The 16,646-nt window shown below is 38.4% G+C and carries 11 protein-coding genes and 1 pseudogene; 10 read left to right on the top strand and 2 right to left on the bottom strand.

All coding sequences use genetic code 11. The features are described 5' to 3' along the window. The first annotated feature begins 267 nt into the window (after positions 1 to 267). The 9 genes and pseudogenes from CD33_RS13895 to brfA all read left to right on the top strand — a co-directional run bounded on the left by CD33_RS13895 (position 268) and on the right by brfA (position 11,007). Complete coding sequence (locus CD33_RS13895) at positions 268 to 1,911, top strand: glycerol-3-phosphate dehydrogenase/oxidase (protein WP_036201571.1); 1,644 nt, start codon at positions 268 to 270, stop codon at positions 1,909 to 1,911. 108 nt (positions 1,912 to 2,019) lie between these two features. Next, positions 2,020 to 2,586, top strand: coding sequence for a glycerol-3-phosphate responsive antiterminator (locus CD33_RS13890; protein ID WP_036201570.1), 567 nt, complete (start codon positions 2,020 to 2,022; stop codon positions 2,584 to 2,586). Between the two features lie 150 nt (positions 2,587 to 2,736). Then, positions 2,737 to 3,534 (top strand): MIP/aquaporin family protein, encoded by a 798-nt coding sequence (locus CD33_RS13885; protein WP_036201568.1) that lies wholly within the window; start codon positions 2,737 to 2,739, stop codon positions 3,532 to 3,534. A gap of 28 nt (positions 3,535 to 3,562) precedes the next feature. Continuing rightward, positions 3,563 to 5,056 carry a glycerol kinase GlpK gene (glpK, locus tag CD33_RS13880; protein ID WP_036201567.1) on the top strand — a complete coding sequence of 498 codons (1,494 nt, stop codon included), beginning with the start codon at positions 3,563 to 3,565 and terminating at the stop codon, positions 5,054 to 5,056. Between the two features lie 228 nt (positions 5,057 to 5,284). Next, positions 5,285 to 5,902, top strand: a complete 618-nt coding sequence (locus tag CD33_RS13875) for a C39 family peptidase (protein WP_036201565.1) — start codon at positions 5,285 to 5,287, stop codon at positions 5,900 to 5,902. Positions 5,903 to 6,077: 175 nt separating this feature from the next. Next, positions 6,078 to 7,115, top strand: a pseudogene (locus tag CD33_RS20765) (serine hydrolase domain-containing protein). A 1,667-nt stretch (positions 7,116 to 8,782) separates the two neighbouring features. Then, positions 8,783 to 9,112: a DUF485 domain-containing protein gene (locus CD33_RS13865; RefSeq protein ID WP_373906699.1), complete on the top strand. Its 330-nt coding sequence runs from the start codon at positions 8,783 to 8,785 to the stop codon at positions 9,110 to 9,112. Further along, on the top strand, positions 9,112 to 10,656 hold the full coding sequence (locus tag CD33_RS13860; RefSeq protein ID WP_036201561.1) for a solute symporter family protein: 1,545 nt from the start codon (positions 9,112 to 9,114) through the stop codon (positions 10,654 to 10,656). Before CD33_RS13865 ends, CD33_RS13860 begins: the two co-directional genes overlap by 1 nt. Positions 10,657 to 10,767: 111 nt before the next feature. After that, positions 10,768 to 11,007, top strand: coding sequence for a ribosome rescue factor BrfA (brfA, locus tag CD33_RS13855; protein WP_036201558.1), 240 nt, complete (start codon positions 10,768 to 10,770; stop codon positions 11,005 to 11,007). 136 nt (positions 11,008 to 11,143) lie between these two features. Here brfA and parC read toward each other — a convergent pair whose 3' ends face one another. Continuing rightward, entirely contained in the window at positions 11,144 to 13,585 is a 2,442-nt protein-coding gene (gene parC / locus CD33_RS13850; RefSeq protein WP_036201557.1) for a DNA topoisomerase IV subunit A, read from the bottom strand. Then, positions 13,582 to 15,558 carry a DNA topoisomerase IV subunit B gene (gene parE, locus CD33_RS13845; protein WP_036201556.1) on the bottom strand — a complete coding sequence of 659 codons (1,977 nt, stop codon included), beginning with the start codon at positions 15,556 to 15,558 and terminating at the stop codon, positions 13,582 to 13,584. The genes parC and parE overlap by 4 nt, the downstream gene beginning before the upstream one ends. A gap of 474 nt (positions 15,559 to 16,032) precedes the next feature. Between parE and plsY the strand changes: the two genes are divergently transcribed. Further along, entirely contained in the window at positions 16,033 to 16,635 is a 603-nt protein-coding gene (plsY, locus tag CD33_RS13840) for a glycerol-3-phosphate 1-O-acyltransferase PlsY (protein WP_036201554.1), read from the top strand. Positions 16,636 to 16,646 lie beyond the last annotated feature (11 nt).

Below are 16,646 nucleotides of genomic sequence, written 5' to 3'. Positions count from 1 at the left end.
ATTTTTTCGGAGAGAAAATAGAATCTAAAGAACACTTAAAGTAAAAAACACAGTTATCATTAAGGCGAGGATGAACACTGTACCTATGTCAGTGATATAGAAGACATAAGCGAGATATCTAATTGCATTTTTTCTACAACATGTTAAAATAGAAGCAAGTTAATACATTGGTTTGAGTAACTGAGAGACCTTATTGAATGCACAAGGCTATATTTGTGTATTTCTTTAAGGCCTCTCTTTTTTTGTATCATAAAGGAGGAAGAATTAATGGCGACAGCTTCAGCACTACAACGAGAAAGCATTATGAATGACTTGCAAAAAAAAGATTATGATGTGTTAGTAATTGGCGGGGGGATAACAGGTGTAGGAATTGCACTTGATGCAATTACGCGAGGTCTTTCTGTGGCATTAGTAGAAATGCAAGATTTCGCGGCAGGTACATCAAGCCGCTCAACGAAATTAGTGCACGGAGGTTTACGTTATTTAAAACAATTTGAAATTAAAGAAGTGGCATCGTTAGGGAAAGAGCGTGCCATTGTATATGAAAACGGCCCGCATGTAACGACGCCGGTTTGGATGTTGTTGCCGTTCCACAAAGGCGGTACATTTGGCAAGTTCTCCACATCCGTTGGACTGCGTGTATACGACTTTTTGGCAGGAGTAAAAAGATCAGAGCGACGCTATATGCTAAATCAATCACAAACCATCTTAAAAGAGCCATTAGTAAAGCAGCAAGATTTACAAGGCGGGGGCGTGTATGTAGAGTACCGTACTGATGATGCCCGCTTAACGATCGAGGTGGCAAAAGCGGCAATCGAAAAAGGGGCAGTGTTAGCTAATTATACAAAAGCATCCGGTTTTTTATACAACGATGAGAGAAAAATAATCGGTATTGAAGCAATTGATTTAATGACAGAGCAAAAGATTCAAATTCAAGCGAAAAAAGTAGTGAACGCCGCGGGTCCATGGGTGGATGATGTGAGAGCAATTGAAGGGCAAACGAACGGTAAGCATTTGATTCTATCAAAAGGTGTGCATATCGTATTTGATCAGTCGAAATTTCCGCTTCAGCAAGCCATTTACTTCGATACACCGGATGGTCGCATGGTATTTGCGATTCCACGTGATGGCAAAACATACGTCGGGACAACAGACACGTTTTATGAAGGGGATCCACGCGACATGAACATCGAGCAATCGGATCGTGATTATATAATGAATGCAATTCAATATATGTTCCCGAGTGTCAACGTAACAGATGCAGATATCGAATCGAGCTGGGCAGGTGTGCGCCCTTTAATTCATGAGGAAGGCAAGGGCCCATCAGAAATATCCCGGCACGATGAAGTATGGGAGTCAAAAGCAGGTTTAGTAACAATTGCCGGTGGGAAATTAACTGGTTACCGCAAAATGGCCGAAGCGGTTGTAGATCGTATTGCCACAAGTTTGCAGACGGAGTTTGGCATTGCAAGTAAACCTTGTATAACGAAAAACATGCCCATTTCAGGCGGAGAAGTCGGTGGTTCAAAACATCTACAAGCGTTTATCGAAAAAAAGACTGAGCTTGGCATCAAAGCAGGTTTAACAAAAGAAGAGGCCGCTTACTTGGCTGGTCATTACGGTTCAAATGTGGAGAAAGTATATAGTTATGTTGCACAAGCGAATGAATCCATGCCAGCCGCATTGTTCGCCCAGCTGCAATACGGCATTGAGCACGAGTTAGTAGCGCATCCGGTTGATTTCTTTGTCCGTCGTACAGGCAACCTTTTTTTCAATATCGCGAGCGTAAAGGCACATAAAGAAGCAGTCGTTGAACATATGGCGCAGCAACTCGGTTGGTCAAATGAACAGCTCTCGCTATTTACAGAACAGCTAAATCATGAAATTACTCGTGCAACAACTGCGAAATAAGGTAGAATATAATATATTAAAAATTATTGCTCATCATATGAAGATATTTAAACTTCATATGATGAGCTGAATTATCAAATTTTATATTTTCATATTAAGGAGAATAGTATGTCATTGAGTGATATAAAGCTTATTCCTGCAGCGCGAACGATTAAACAATTCGAGCAAGTAGTAAAAAGTGATTTTGAATATATTGTATTATTGGAAGTTCACATAAGTCATTTACGTTCATTAAAGCAAGAAGCTGATCGTTATGGGAAAAAGTTAATTATTCATGCTGATTTAGTTCATGGCTTGAAAACCGATAATTTTGCTGCGGACTTCTTATGCAATGATATTTGTCCTACAGGTATTATTTCGACGCGTTCCAATATGATTGTGAAGGCGAAGTCGCGTGGAATCATGGCCATTCAGCGTGTATTTTTAATCGATACAATTGCGCTTGAAAAGAGTTACTCGCTTATTGAACAGACTGCCCCGGACTATATTGAGCTGTTGCCAGGTGTTATTCCGGAGATGATTGAGGAAGTATACGAGCGTACGGGAATTCCAGTTATTACGGGTGGCTTAATTCGGTCAGATGAACAAATCACTCGAGCAATTGAGGCAGGGGCAGTGGCCATTACTACATCGAATAAAGAACTATGGAAACGTTTCCAAAAAAGTGTTGACTAATCATTGATTTCAAACTATTATGAGAACTAGGTCAATAAACACGTGGTTGAGTTGAGGAATCCGCATTTACCGTCTTATACATAACGTATAGAACGGTTATTTGCGGATTTTTTCGTCTTGTAATGCGTGTATAACTTGGGAGGTAAAACTATGTCAACTTTTACAGCCGAGCTAATCGGTACAATGCTTCTTATCTTATTTGGTGGTGGTGTCGTAGCAGGAGTTTCCTTACATAAGTCAAAAGGGGCAGGTCCTGGATGGGCAATTATTACGATTTGTTGGGGATTTGCAGTAGCTTTAGCGGCGTATGCAGTAGGGGGAATTAGTGGTGCGCACTTAAATCCTGCCTTAACAATCGCTCTGGCAACGATTGGTAACTTTGCATGGGCGGATGTTCCTATGTTTATTTTGGCGCAACTAATCGGTGCTTTTATTGGTGCAGTTTTAGTATACTTTGTTTACTTGCCGCATTGGAAAGGTACGAAAGACACAGGGGCAAAGCTTGGTGTATTTGCGACAACACCAGCAATCAAGCATATCCCTTCTAACATGATTGCCGAAATGGTGGGTACATTTGCTTTAGTGTTGGGGATTTTAGTACTTGGTACAAATGAGCTAACATCAGGTTTGAATCCTTTCTTGGTCGGGATTTTGGTTCTCGTAATCGGTATGGCATTAGGTGGTCCAACAGGCTACGCCATCAACCCTGCCCGTGACTTAGGTCCACGTATCGCTCATGCAATTTTACCGATTCCAGGTAAAGGTGATTCTGCATGGTGGTATGCTTGGGTGCCAGTTGTAGCACCGATTATTGGTGGTGTATATGGTGCGGTGTTTTATAGTTTCTTTTGGAACGGGGAAGACGCTTCATTATTTTGGATTTTCAGTGTTGTTGTAGTAGCAATCTTTGCAGCAGCACAAGCAACTATTTCGAAAGTAGAAGAGTAGAAGAGTAGGAGAATAGGAGGAATCTTTTATGACAGAAAAATTTATGATGGCTTTGGACCAAGGCACAACAAGCTCACGCGCAATTTTATTCGATAAAAAAGGGAATGTCTTCCATACTACACAGCGAGAATTCCCACAATACTTTCCACAGTCGGGTTGGGTAGAACATAACCCCGAGCAAATTTGGAGCTCCGTACTATCATGTATTGCTACCGTTTTATCGGAAAAAAACGTGCGTGCAGATCAAATTGCAGGTATTGGTATTACGAATCAACGTGAAACGACGGTTGTATGGGATAAACATACCGGTCAGCCTATATACAATGCAATCGTTTGGCAATCGCGTCAAACAGCTGACATTTGCGAAGAACTAAAAGCACAAGGCTTGGTTGATAAATTCCGCGACAAAACAGGCTTGCTGATTGATGCTTACTTCTCAGGTACGAAAGTGAAATGGATTTTGGATAATGTAGAAGGTGCACGTGAAAAAGCGGAAAATGGCGACCTATTATTCGGAACAATTGATACATGGATTATTTGGAAACTAACAAATGGCGCTGTGCATGTAACCGATTATTCGAACGCATCTCGTACGTTAATGTTCAATATTTATGATTTGAAATGGGATGAAGAGTTATTAGAGATATTAGATGTACCCGCTTCAATGTTGCCTGAAGTGCGTTCTTCTTCAGAAATTTACGGGTATACAGATGCAGACCAATTCTTCGGTCAGGAAATTGCTATTGCGGGAATTGCAGGTGACCAGCAGGCAGCATTATTTGGTCAGGCTTGTTTTGAACAAGGTATGGTGAAAAATACATATGGCACAGGCTGCTTTATGTTAATGAACACTGGTGAAACGCCAGTGAAATCCGAGCATGGTCTTCTTACGACAATTGCATGGGGTCTAGATGGGAAAGTAACTTATGCGCTGGAAGGTAGTATTTTTGTTGCAGGTTCAGCAATTCAATGGTTGCGTGATGGCTTACGTATGTTCCGTAAGGCAGAAGAAAGTGAAGCATATGCATCACGTGTGACTTCGTCAGAAGGCGTTTATGTAGTGCCGGCATTCGTAGGTTTGGGAACACCATATTGGGATAGCGATGTGCGTGGTGCTGTTTTTGGCTTGACGCGTGGTACAGAAAAAGAACATTTCATTCGCGCTACACTAGAATCACTGGCATATCAAACACGCGATGTATTGAGTGCAATGGAAGCGGACTCCAACATCCCGTTGCATACGCTGCGCGTTGACGGTGGCGCGGTAAAGAACAATTTCTTAATGCAATTCCAATCGGATATTTTGAACGTGCCAGTGGATCGTCCAGTAGTGAACGAAACGACAGCGTTAGGAGCAGCATATTTAGCAGGTTTAGCAGTCGGTTACTGGGATTCACTGCAAGATATCTCTAACTACTGGAATTTAGATAACAAATTTGTACCGGTAATGGGCGAAGAAGAACGTGAAGATTTATACACAGGCTGGGGTAAAGCTGTGAAGGCAGCGCAAGCTTTTAAATAATTCTTCAAAAATTGAAATAAAGTTAAACGCTAGTTTGCTATATATTGAGTTTATGCAAAGAGGATGATTCCTATATTAATAGGGATCATCTTTTTTTGCATAAATCAGATTTGGATATTTATGTTAAAATTTAGTATAAGTTGTGAGTAATTATATTTTATGAGGCAAGTAAGTGAAAGAACGACTTTGAATAATTAGTCGATTGATATAAAGAAATGGGGGAAGTGTATGTTTATAGTTAGCCAAGTGCTTGTATGGATCATTATATCAACTATCATTAATACATATTTAATGACATTCCCAATGCCTGTTTTACGCAAAAAAGACTATCCGGATAATTATCTAATTCAACAAAACAATCGAATCGATTTCCAAAAAAATAACGAATGTGCAGCATTTTCAACGGCTTTTCTGTTGCGTCATTTTGGCATAGAGGCTGAAGGTCAAGCTTTGTATGCGCATTTTCCAAGTAAAACGACTGCAGGCACTGTGTACCCAAAGGGAATCCGTACGGTGTTAAGAAATAATGGCTTTAAAACAAACTATTATAAGGGAAATATTAACACATTAAAGTGCGAGGTTAGTAAAGGAACTCCCGTGATTGTTTTTATTAAAACACAGAAGGATCTTAATCATTTGCATTTTGTCCCTGTTGTAGGCTATGACAATGATTACTTTTACCTTTCAGATTCATCAAGCCGTCTGGCGAATTGTGTTGATGAACGCAAGCATTATAACCGTAAAGTTCCGATCAATGATTTTAAGGAACTGTGGAATATAAAGAGAATTCACATGCTTTTTTATAGCAATACATACATAGCCGTCGACGCCACACAAAGCAAATAAAAACCAAGATGTTTTCAGGTACACCGAGAATAGTTATAGTTGAGTAAACTTGGTTACATGGAAAAATCAATTAGGTGTACTAATATAAAACGAATAATAGGTTTTACAGTTTGTAAAACGAATTGAATTTTGTTGGAATCCTTTATGGATAAAACAGTAAATTTGCAAGGGGGTAGTGAAAGTGGTTTTAGAAAAACAATACACAAATTTGTTTGAAGAAGTTTATACTCACGTAAAAGATACTGCTGAAAAGATAGGTTCCAGTGGAGGAGCTTTATTTATTATACAGAACGAAAAAGTTGTAACAGAGTCTTATTTTGGTAAACAGTCCATTGATACACACGCCAGGAATGTAAAATCAGATACTCAATTCCACATTGCCTCTGTAAGAAAGGCTTATATCGGCTTTGCTGCTGCCTACGCTATATACAATGGCTACTTTTCCATTGATGATCCGATCCGACAGTTTGTTGAAGACGCTCATTTATCAGCATACAATGGTGTAACCATCCGTCACTTATTAACTCACACACATGGATAAAAAATAGAGAAAAGTATATTAATAGGTGAATATAAACCCGGTGAATCATGGGCATATAGAGGTCCTAGTATTGATTTGTTGACATCTATTATCCTAAAAACAACGGGAAAATCTGTTGCCGATATTGTAAATGAGCAAGTCATTGAGCAAATGGGGTTGCAATCCACCGAATGGATTAAGATGAGTCAGCCTCATTTAAAAATTGCAGACACTTTAAGAGATTCAGATAGCATTTTCTGGACAGAGACAGATGTAGTAGATGGATCTGGAATGAATATGTATGCGTCTGCCCAAGAGCTTACTCTATGGGGTTACATCCATTTAACAGGAGGGAAATGGGGAGGAAAACAAATCATTCCTAGAGAAATTATTCAAATGGCAACCTCCATTCAGACGCCAAACCATAAACATCTTATTCAAAAGAATGGATTTTTATGGTTCGAGAAAGACAAAAACGATAGCTTTAATCAAATAGGAGATGCAGTTCCAAGTCGCTCCTATCAATTACTCGGCTATACAAATGTTGCCCTGCTCGTCATTCCAGAAGAAAAGGTAGTAGCAGTAAGAATGTTCAACCGATATGGTTCACCAGAAGGCTACGATTATCTAAAAGATATTCGCTCCTTTGGAGATACTGTTTATAAATGCTCCAAGAAAATAACAAGACGGTAACATCAATGATCGGAACATGTTTTAGACCTGATCAAATGTATATACTACATTCTGGCACAATTTTGTAATAGATTTATTATCCTCAATAGATTAATGTGCAGCAATACAAAATGAAGAGACATATGTAGTTAAGAGTATGCAATTTATAATCAGCAAACCGTGGATATCCTTTAATAAAGAATGTGTTCTTTTCATTGAGGAACTATATTTTAAATTGAAGGAAATTTTGATACGGATTGAGCATAATTCAATAATGTTATCGGAAAAATGTTTATGTTTAATAATGCTGCATAATGATCAACGGTGAAGATAATTATAGGCATAAGGTAAAGAAATCCAATTGTCTGGTTTTATATAGGTTGCTGATCTAGTAGAAAATACTTCAATCAATTGAGAAGAAATAGAATTAGACAAATTTATAAGCCAATAGGTATTATAATAATTGTTAATGAAATAAGAGCCACAAGAACTCCGATATGCTGAATAGTTTGTCCAATTGAAGTCAATGTACAGAAAAGAAAGGAGATAGAGGAACTTTAAAAAATGTGTGAAGTACTCTCGGAATTTTTTCTAGTTTACATAATATCTATTATAGGAAGTTGTGTTTCATTTCAAAAGTATACTTATAATAGTGAGACAGGATTAAAAAATTACCCGTATTGATCGTTTTGAATTTTAAACACGATTCATTTTTCTGTATCGATACGGTAACAAATACTGAATTCAATTATATTAAATAATTTATATAAAAGTCTCTTTCCAAATAACAAAAAGTCTTCAGTCCATTAATCCTTAAAATTAAAAATAAATTCGCTATTCTTCTTGCCGGTTTCAAGCGTTCAGCAATTGATGAGATTTCGCAATGTAACTAGGCTTCGAATTGAAGATGAATTTCGCTTATATATACCATGAATTTGCAAAATGGTTTTAAAATTCTATGATTGCGACCTCCAACAAACTTCCAATTTTTACTTCTCCATTGCTTCCCCATTATTTTGACTTAATTTAACTTAATCATAATACTACTATTTATTGATCTTAGATTCGTAGGAAATTTATATATTCAAATAATAATCTAAAATTAAGTTGTCACGCTATAAGTTAATCAAAATTTTCATCATTATACGCAAAATTGATGGCTTCCATGTAATTCGCCGATTTATTGATTGACTGCCATATCATCTCTAAAACATACGCAGAGTTGAGTTGTAGACGAATCTGTCCCCTTTTACAATTTTATATATCCTTGGAATATACTTAATAGATACGTAAGGGAAATGTTAATTTTAGGAATATCAATTCAACATATAGTTTCTCTTTTGGCTTCTCCATAATTGGAAATGTGATTAACAGAATAATATTTTTAAGTTATGAACTGTTCTGTATCGTAGTAATGAAAATAATAGCATTTGTCAATAATCAAATATTTTCATATTTTCTGGTTCACTTACATGTTGAAATAGGTATTTTTAATTGAATAAATCTCATTTTTAATCGTTTTTGTATAGAAATTCTCTAATAATCCTTAAAATTTTAAAAAAATTATACTTTATTTAAATAAAAAGTATTGCAATTTTGTGAACGCTTAAATAAAATGAGAAATGTAAAAACTATTAAAATAGAATTTTACGAACACAAAGTAGAAAAAAACAACTAAAAAAAGGGGGATGTTTATGGCGGGGAATATTAGAGAAAACATTAATTACGACAAGATCGCAGAAATGGAATCATTCAAACAGTTAACTAAAAAGAAGAATAATTTTTTATGGACTCTTACAGCAATTTTTCTTGCTGCTTACTTGTTGTTACCTATCTTAACGTCATTCACTGAAATTCTGCATCACAAGGCTGTCGGAGAAATCACTTGGGTGTGGTTCTACTCTGCTGGGCTGTTCATCATGACATGGGGACTAGCTCACTTGTATGTAGCGAAGGCAAATTCTTTCGATAAGGAAGCGAAAGCAATTATCGAAGAGTATGAGAGAGGTGTTAATTAATGAGTATTACAGCAATTATTATGTTCGTTGCCATCGTAGGCTTAACGTTAGTTATCACATGGTGGGCTTCTAGAAGAACAAGTAGTGCCAGTGATTTCTATACTGCCGGCGGAGGTTTGAGCGGTTGGCAAAATGGACTAGCCATTTCCGGTGACTACCTATCAGCGGCATCTTTCCTGGGTATCGCGGGATCGATTGCTCTAGCTGGATTTGATGGATTCTTCTTCTCTCTAGGTTACTTAGTAGCTTACTTGGTTGTTTTATACATCGTAGCTGAGCCATTACGTAATCTTGGTAAGTTTACACTAGCGGATATGATTTCTGCTCGATTTGATGCAAAAAAAGTTCGTGGAACTGCTGCTTTAAGTTCAATCGTTATCGTTTTATTCTACATGATTGCACAACTTGTTGGAGCTGGTGCACTTATTCAATTATTATTAGGTATCGACTATTGGGTAGCGGTACTTCTTGTAGGATTCATGATGACTGTTTATGTACTATTCGGTGGTATGACTGCAACATCATGGGTACAAATCATTAAAGCTTGTTTATTAATGCTAGGTACAGTAATTATTTCATTCTTAGTTTTAGCTAAATTCGATTTCAACATTTTAACAATGTTCTCAGAAATGGCAACTAAAACTGAAGCTGGGGCTGCTTACTTAAACCCAGGTTTAAAATATACAAATGGAATTGACACGATCTCTATGTTAATTGCATTAGTATTGGGTACAGCTGGTTTACCACACATCTTAATGCGTTTCTTCACTGTAAAAGATGCGCAAACAGCTCGTTCTTCCGTAATTTGGGCAACTTGGATTGTAGGGATTTTCTACGTATTAACAATCTTCTTAGGATTCGGTGCTGCTGCATTCGTTGGTAAAGAGGAAATCGTAGCTGCTAATGCTGCCGGTAACATGGCTGCCCCACTTCTTGCTCAAGCCCTAGGTGGAGATATTCTATTCTCCTTCGTATGTGCGGTTGCCTTTGCAACAATTTTAGCGGTAGTAGCAGGTCTTGTACTTTCAGGTGCATCTGCCCTTTCACATGATATTTATGGTCAAATCATTAAAAAAGGTAAAGTATCAGAAAAAGAACAAGTGGTTGCTGCTCGTGTAGGATCTATCATTATTTCAGTAGTATCGATTATTTTGGCATTAGGCGCTCAAAGTTTGAACGTTGCCTTCCTAGTTTCATTGGCATTCTGTATCGCTGCTTCGGCAAACTTGCCAGTTATTATATACACAATCTATTGGAAACGTTTCAATACAAATGGTGCAGTAGTTGGTATGTTAACAGGTTTAATCTCAGCGTTAGTCTTGGTGGCACTTTCACCAAACGTTTGGAATCCAGTTGAAGGTGCAGCGATTTTCGTAGGGGAAGCTTTATTCCCACTAGGAAATCCAGCAATTGTTTCTGTTCCACTTGGTTTCATTGGTGGATGGATCGGTACGATTCTTTCTAAGGAAACAGATGAAGCTAAATATCGTGAAGTTGACGTGAAAGCTCAAACTGGTATTTCTGTTCAAGACGTATCTCACTAATTTAAAAGTTTAACCTCGGGTTCTTAGGAGCTCGGGGTTTTCTTATTTCCCCTTCCCTTTTTCCCTTCAATGGAATATGATAATAATAAATAATCATAAGAGGTGAATGTATTGGCCAACTCCAAAGCAAAGAAAAAAAGGTTGAAAGAATTACGCGAACGAGGAAAAGATGTTACGATACAGCGTAGGCAAGCAGATTTCAGTACACACGTGCGAATGACTAAGACAAAAGTAGAAGCACTAAATAAAATAAATAAAAAGCATAAAAGGCATTTCCAGGTCAATCATACTGATTCCTCTGGAAATGCCTTTTATGTACTTAACTTGCGAGCGATCGTTCCCCATCTTTAATATAATTCACCATATTAATCCACACAACATCAATCCAAGCTGATAGAAACAAAAATACATGTGAAAAGTTGAATACGTAAATTCGCTCATAAAAAATATGCAAAAACGACATAGCGTTTTTGCATATCCATACACATTAATCAAGATCCCGTTTGTTCGTTGGCATCACCTTGACGCGCAATAATTCCCCATCATTCGAGACATCAATTTTCAATGAACCATTTGAATATCGATCTGCTTTCGATAGGTTCTTCACTCCAATCATTTCTGTTATATTTTCTTCAGTTTCCAGTAATACCGTGTCGCTTGATTGCACGACTTTCACATCAAAAATGCGGTGAGGGTTCGATTTTAATTCCTTAAGAACGACAACGCCTCTTTTGGCTCTAGAGCTTTTTTCAACCTCGGATACGTTCATGCGCTTTACTGCCCCTCGGTGTGTCACAATCACGACTTCTTGCTCTTGAGAAGGATGCAACAGGTTAACAGCAGTTAATACATCTCCATCCTTAAGATTGATTCCCTTTACGCCGCCTGTTTTAACACCGGTAACAGGAATTTCTTCAATATCAAAACGGAGACAGTAGCTCATGTTTGTTGTTAACATAACCTCTGTTTCAGCAAAAACAAGTTGAGCAAAGATCATTTCATCTTCGCCTTTAATATTCATCGTTTTAATAGGTTTGGAGTAGCGTGTAACAGCATAATCCGCCAAAGAAGAGCGCTTGATTTGCCCTTCCTTTGTTGCAGTAAGTACATAGACGTTTTCCTGTTCGAATTTTTCAATTCCTATGACTTCGATAATTTCTTCATCTTGTTCAATTGGAACAATACTCGAAATATGTTGGCCAAGATCCTTCCAGCGAATATCAGGCAGCTCATGTACAGGCTGGTAAATATAGTTTCCTTTATTTGTGAAGAGCAATAAATAATGCTGTGTATTTAGAGTTTCTTCGAATAAAAGATAGTCAGAATCCTTCATAGCAAAGTCCTGACCGTTGGAAGCGGCATGAGAACGTGTACTTGTCCGTTTGACATAACCGTCTTTCGTTACAGTTACGACTACCTCTTCACTAGGGACCAATACATCCAAAGTTAATTTAATTTCCTCAATTTCTGCTTGTATCACTGAACGGCGATCTTCCGCAAATTGAGTACGAATGTCGGCTAGTTCTGATTTAATTACTTTAATCAATTGTTTTTCATTCCCTAGAATATCCTTCAGTTTTGCAATTGATTGTTCAAGTTCTGCTTGCTCCGCGCGTAATTCTGTAATATCAGTGTTTGTTAAACGATATAGTTGTAAACTAACAATTGCTTCCGATTGAGCTTCTGTAAAGCCAAACTGAGCTTCCAAATTGGATTTAGCATCCCGCTTATCCTTTGATGAGCGAATTGTAACGATTACCTCATCCAAGATTGAAATGGCCTTAATTAGCCCTTCAACGATATGTAGTCGGTCATTTGCCTTTTTTAGTTCGAACCTGGAACGTTTAGTCACGACATCTTTTTGATGTGAAATATATGCATCCAGCATTAATGGCAAAGTCATCATTGTAGGACGTCGATTATGGATTGCAATCATATTAAAATTGTAGTTGACTTGAAGTTCAGTTGATTTATAAAGATAGTTTAATATACCGACAGCTTGTACATCTTTCTTTAGCTCGATAACAATTCGAAGTCCTGTACGATCTGATTCGTCCCGAATTTCGGAAATCCCTTCCAGACGTTTATCAACTCTTTGTTCATCAATTTTCTTTACTAAATTCGCTTTATTGACTTCGTAAGGGAGTTCGGTAATGATAATTTGTTCTTTGCCACCTTTGATTGATTCAATTGCTGCTTTTGAACGAACTATTATTTTGCCCTTACCAGTTTCATAAGCCTTTTTAATGCCTTCGATTCCTTGAATAATCCCACCAGTTGGGAAATCAGGTCCCTTTATCACCGTCATTAAGTCATCGACTGTACAATTCGGGTTATCTAATCGCATCAGGACCGCATCAAGTGATTCCGTTAGATTGTGCGGTGGAATATCAGTTGCATAACCTGCAGAAATTCCTGTTGACCCATTCACAAGCAGGTTCGGGAATCTAGCCGGTAAAACGGTTGGCTCCAAATCCTGATCGTCAAAGTTCGGTACGAAATCTACCGTTCCTTTATTGATATCGCGAAGCATCTGGGCAGCAATAGAAGATAAACGTGCTTCTGTATAACGCATTGCAGCCGGTGGATCTCCATCGACTGAACCGTTGTTCCCGTGCATCTCAATCAGCATATGACGCATTTTCCAATCCTGGCTTAAACGAACCATTGCATCATAAACCGATGTATCACCATGTGGATGGAAGTTACCGATTACATTCCCGACTGTTTTTGCAGACTTACGGAAAGGCTTGTCATTGGTATTTCCTTCATTAAACATGGCAAAAAGAATTCGACGCTGCACAGGTTTAAGGCCATCACGAGCATCAGGCAAAGCACGGTCTTGTATAATGTACTTACTATAACGACCGAACCGATCGCCCATTACTTCTTCTAAAGGTAATTCTTGAAATCGTTCGGGTGTCGTCATACTTCTAAATCCTCCTCATGTTGGATGAAATCGCTATCTAAAATATTCAAGTCATCCTCCATACCAAAATCAACATTCGATTCAATCCACTTACGTCTAGGTTCAACTTTATCACCCATCAACGTAGTTACTCGACGTTCCGCACGCGCTCCGTCTTCAATCGTTACACGAATGAGTGTTCTCGTCTCCGGGTTCATCGTTGTATCCCATAATTGATCGGCGTTCATCTCGCCCAATCCTTTATAGCGCTGGAGCATATAGCCTTTCCCGACTTTATTAATGGCGGATTGCAATTCTTTTTCTGTCCAGGCATACTCGATCACTTCTTTTTTACCTGAGCCTCTGGAAACTTTATAAAGCGGCGGTAGCGCAATATACACTTTTCCAGCATCAATTAAAGGTCTCATATATTTATAGAAGAAAGTTAACAGCAATACTTGGATATGAGCTCCGTCGGTATCGGCATCGGTCATAATAATGACCTTGTTGTAGGCAGAGTCCTCCAAATTGAAATCGGCCCCCACGCCTGCACCAATTGTATGAATAATCGTTGAAATCTCTTCATTTTTCATGATGTCGGATAGTTTGGCTTTTTCTGTATTGATAACTTTTCCGCGCAAAGGCAATATCGCTTGGAACGTACGGTCACGCCCTTGTTTCGCAGATCCTCCGGCAGAATCACCCTCCACTAGGTATAATTCATTTCGGGCAGCATTTTTTGACTGAGCAGGCGTTAACTTGCCTGACAGAAGGGTGCTGGATTTTTTCTTTTTTCCACTACGTGCATCTTCCCGTGCTTTACGAGCCGCCTCACGCGCTTGTTGAGCGCGGATGGCTTTACGCACAAGAGAAGCCGATAATTCTGCATTTTCTTCCAAAACATAAAGCATCTGCTCTTGTACAACGCTTTCAACCGCTGAACGGGCTTCCGTAGTACCGAGTTTGCTTTTTGTTTGTCCTTCAAACTGCAAGATTTGCTCTGGAATACGGACGGAAACGATGGCAGAAAGCCCTTCACGGATATCCGTTCCTTCCAGGTTTTTGTCTTTTTCTTTTAGTAGACCTACTTTTCGTGCATATTCGTTAAATACTTTTGTCATGGCCGATTTTGCACCTGTTTCATGGGTGCCGCCATCACGGGTACGAACATTGTTTACAAATGAAAGGATTGTTTCCGAATACCCATCATTAAATTGGAAGGCGAATTCAACTTCAATGCCTTCCTGGGAACCTTCCACATATTTCACAGGATGAAGAACATCTTTTTCCTCATTTAAATACGTGACGAAAGCTTCGATTCCGCTTTCGTAATGGAAAACATCTGCCTGACCTTCTCCTCGTTCATCTATAAGGTCGATTTTGAGCCCTTTTAATAAAAAGGCGGATTCGCGTAGACGTTCGGCCAATATATCATAATTAAACTTTGAAACAGAGAAAATATCTTTGTCTGGCAAGAAATGTACGTTCGTTCCCGTCTCTTTTGTTTTTCCTATCACTTCAAGAGTTGTAACCGGTTTCCCACCTTGTTCAAAGCGCTGGCGGAAAATCTGTCCATCTCTGTAAATCGTGACTTCCAGAAATTTCGACAGAGCATTTACTACGGATGAACCAACTCCATGTAAACCTCCACTTGTTTTATAACCACCTTGTCCAAATTTACCTCCGGCATGAAGGATTGTAAAAATGACTTCAGGTGTTGGTTTCCCCATTTTATGCATCCCTGTCGGCATTCCTCGACCATAATCTCGAACACTTATAGATCCATCTTCATGAATCTTCACGATGATATGTGATCCAAAACCGCCAAGTGCTTCATCCACCGCATTATCTACTATTTCGTAAACTAGGTGATGAAGACCTCGGCTGTCTGTGGAGCCAATATACATTCCTGGTCGCTTTCGAACCGCTTCTAATCCTTCTAATACTTGAATGGCATCGTCATCATATGCGATCCCTGGCTGATTTATTGCCAAATCAAATCCCCCTCCAAAAATACAAACATCCGTTCTCTCTATATTCATCGTACTGAGTATAGTAATTTCTGTCAATATTCCCTATCCAGAAATAAGCTTTATTATTGTATCAAAATCAAGTCACTTAGCACAAATACAAGTTTACACAACTAAACCCGTTTTGGCGCCTTTTGTACCTATTATTTATTATAACTGTAAATTAAAAAACATATTGTACATTTATTCACGATAATTTTCACTTTTTCCTTCCACTTCATTCATATTCTCTTAAAAAACTTTGAAAAGTTGGATTATCCAAGTCGATGAATTTGGATGAAGTCAATCATCCTCTCCCTCATTCTACCACCTATTGAAGTGCAGCAGTAGTTGGTTAGAATATGAAAATCCATTTACATCTTCCTCAAATGGCTAAAAAGGTGGTATATTGTTAATACAATTATTAGTACCAACTATTAATCTTGAAAGGAACATTCTATGGTCTATGCAATTATACTTTTATGTGCTTATTTAATCGGTTCAATACCTTCTGGCCTTTGGATTGGCAAGATTTTTTATAAAACGGATATCAGGGAACACGGCAGCGGAAATTTAGGGGCGACAAATTCTTTTCGGGTATTGGGAAAGAAACCAGGACTTGTTGTAACAATCATGGACATATTAAAAGGGACAGCAGCAACACTACTTCCACTGATTCCCTTTTTTGCTGACACAGCGATTCATCCGCTTATTTTAGGCGGTATAGCCGTTGTTGGTCATATGTTCCCTATTTTCGCAGGATTCCGTGGTGGAAAGGCTGTAGCGACTTCCGGGGGTGTCTTATTAGGATATGCCTGGCCTCTATTCCTCCTATTGGTTGTGAGCTTCCTTATAGCATTGAAAATTACGAAAATGGTCAGCTTATCTTCAATGATCATATCAATTGTTGCAGTAATTTATAGTATCATCTATGTGGTGATAACGGGAGACTACTCCTTGCTAATTTTAATTTTGCTGTTGACAGTATTTATTTTCTATCGACACCGCGCTAATATAAAGCGCATAAAAGAAGGCACTGAACCGAAAGTAAAATGGATTTAAAGACAGGCCTA

It is taken from the genome of Ureibacillus sinduriensis BLB-1 = JCM 15800 (assembly GCF_000772955.1).
Taxonomy (GTDB): Bacteria; Bacillota; Bacilli; order Bacillales_A; family Planococcaceae; genus Ureibacillus; species Ureibacillus sinduriensis.
The sequence above is the reverse complement of the archived record's forward strand: the minus strand, read 5'-3'. Positions and strand labels throughout refer to the sequence as shown.

Excerpts from the sequence above, each read along its gene's own strand:
- CD33_RS13895 (WP_036201571.1), top strand. The coding sequence starts at position 268 with ATGGCGACAGCTTCAGCACTACAACGAGAAAGCATTATGAATGACTTG.
- CD33_RS13890 (WP_036201570.1), top strand. The coding sequence starts at position 2,020 with ATGTCATTGAGTGATATAAAGCTTATTCCTGCAGCGCGAACGATTAAA.
- CD33_RS13885 (WP_036201568.1), top strand. The coding sequence starts at position 2,737 with ATGTCAACTTTTACAGCCGAGCTAATCGGTACAATGCTTCTTATCTTA.
- glpK (WP_036201567.1), top strand. The coding sequence starts at position 3,563 with ATGACAGAAAAATTTATGATGGCTTTGGACCAAGGCACAACAAGCTCA.
- CD33_RS13875 (WP_036201565.1), top strand. The coding sequence starts at position 5,285 with ATGTTTATAGTTAGCCAAGTGCTTGTATGGATCATTATATCAACTATC.
- CD33_RS13865 (WP_373906699.1), top strand. The coding sequence starts at position 8,783 with ATGTTTATGGCGGGGAATATTAGAGAAAACATTAATTACGACAAGATC.
- CD33_RS13860 (WP_036201561.1), top strand. The coding sequence starts at position 9,112 with ATGAGTATTACAGCAATTATTATGTTCGTTGCCATCGTAGGCTTAACG.
- parC (WP_036201557.1), bottom strand. The coding sequence starts at position 13,585 with ATGACGACACCCGAACGATTTCAAGAATTACCTTTAGAAGAAGTAATG.
- plsY (WP_036201554.1), top strand. The coding sequence starts at position 16,033 with ATGGTCTATGCAATTATACTTTTATGTGCTTATTTAATCGGTTCAATA.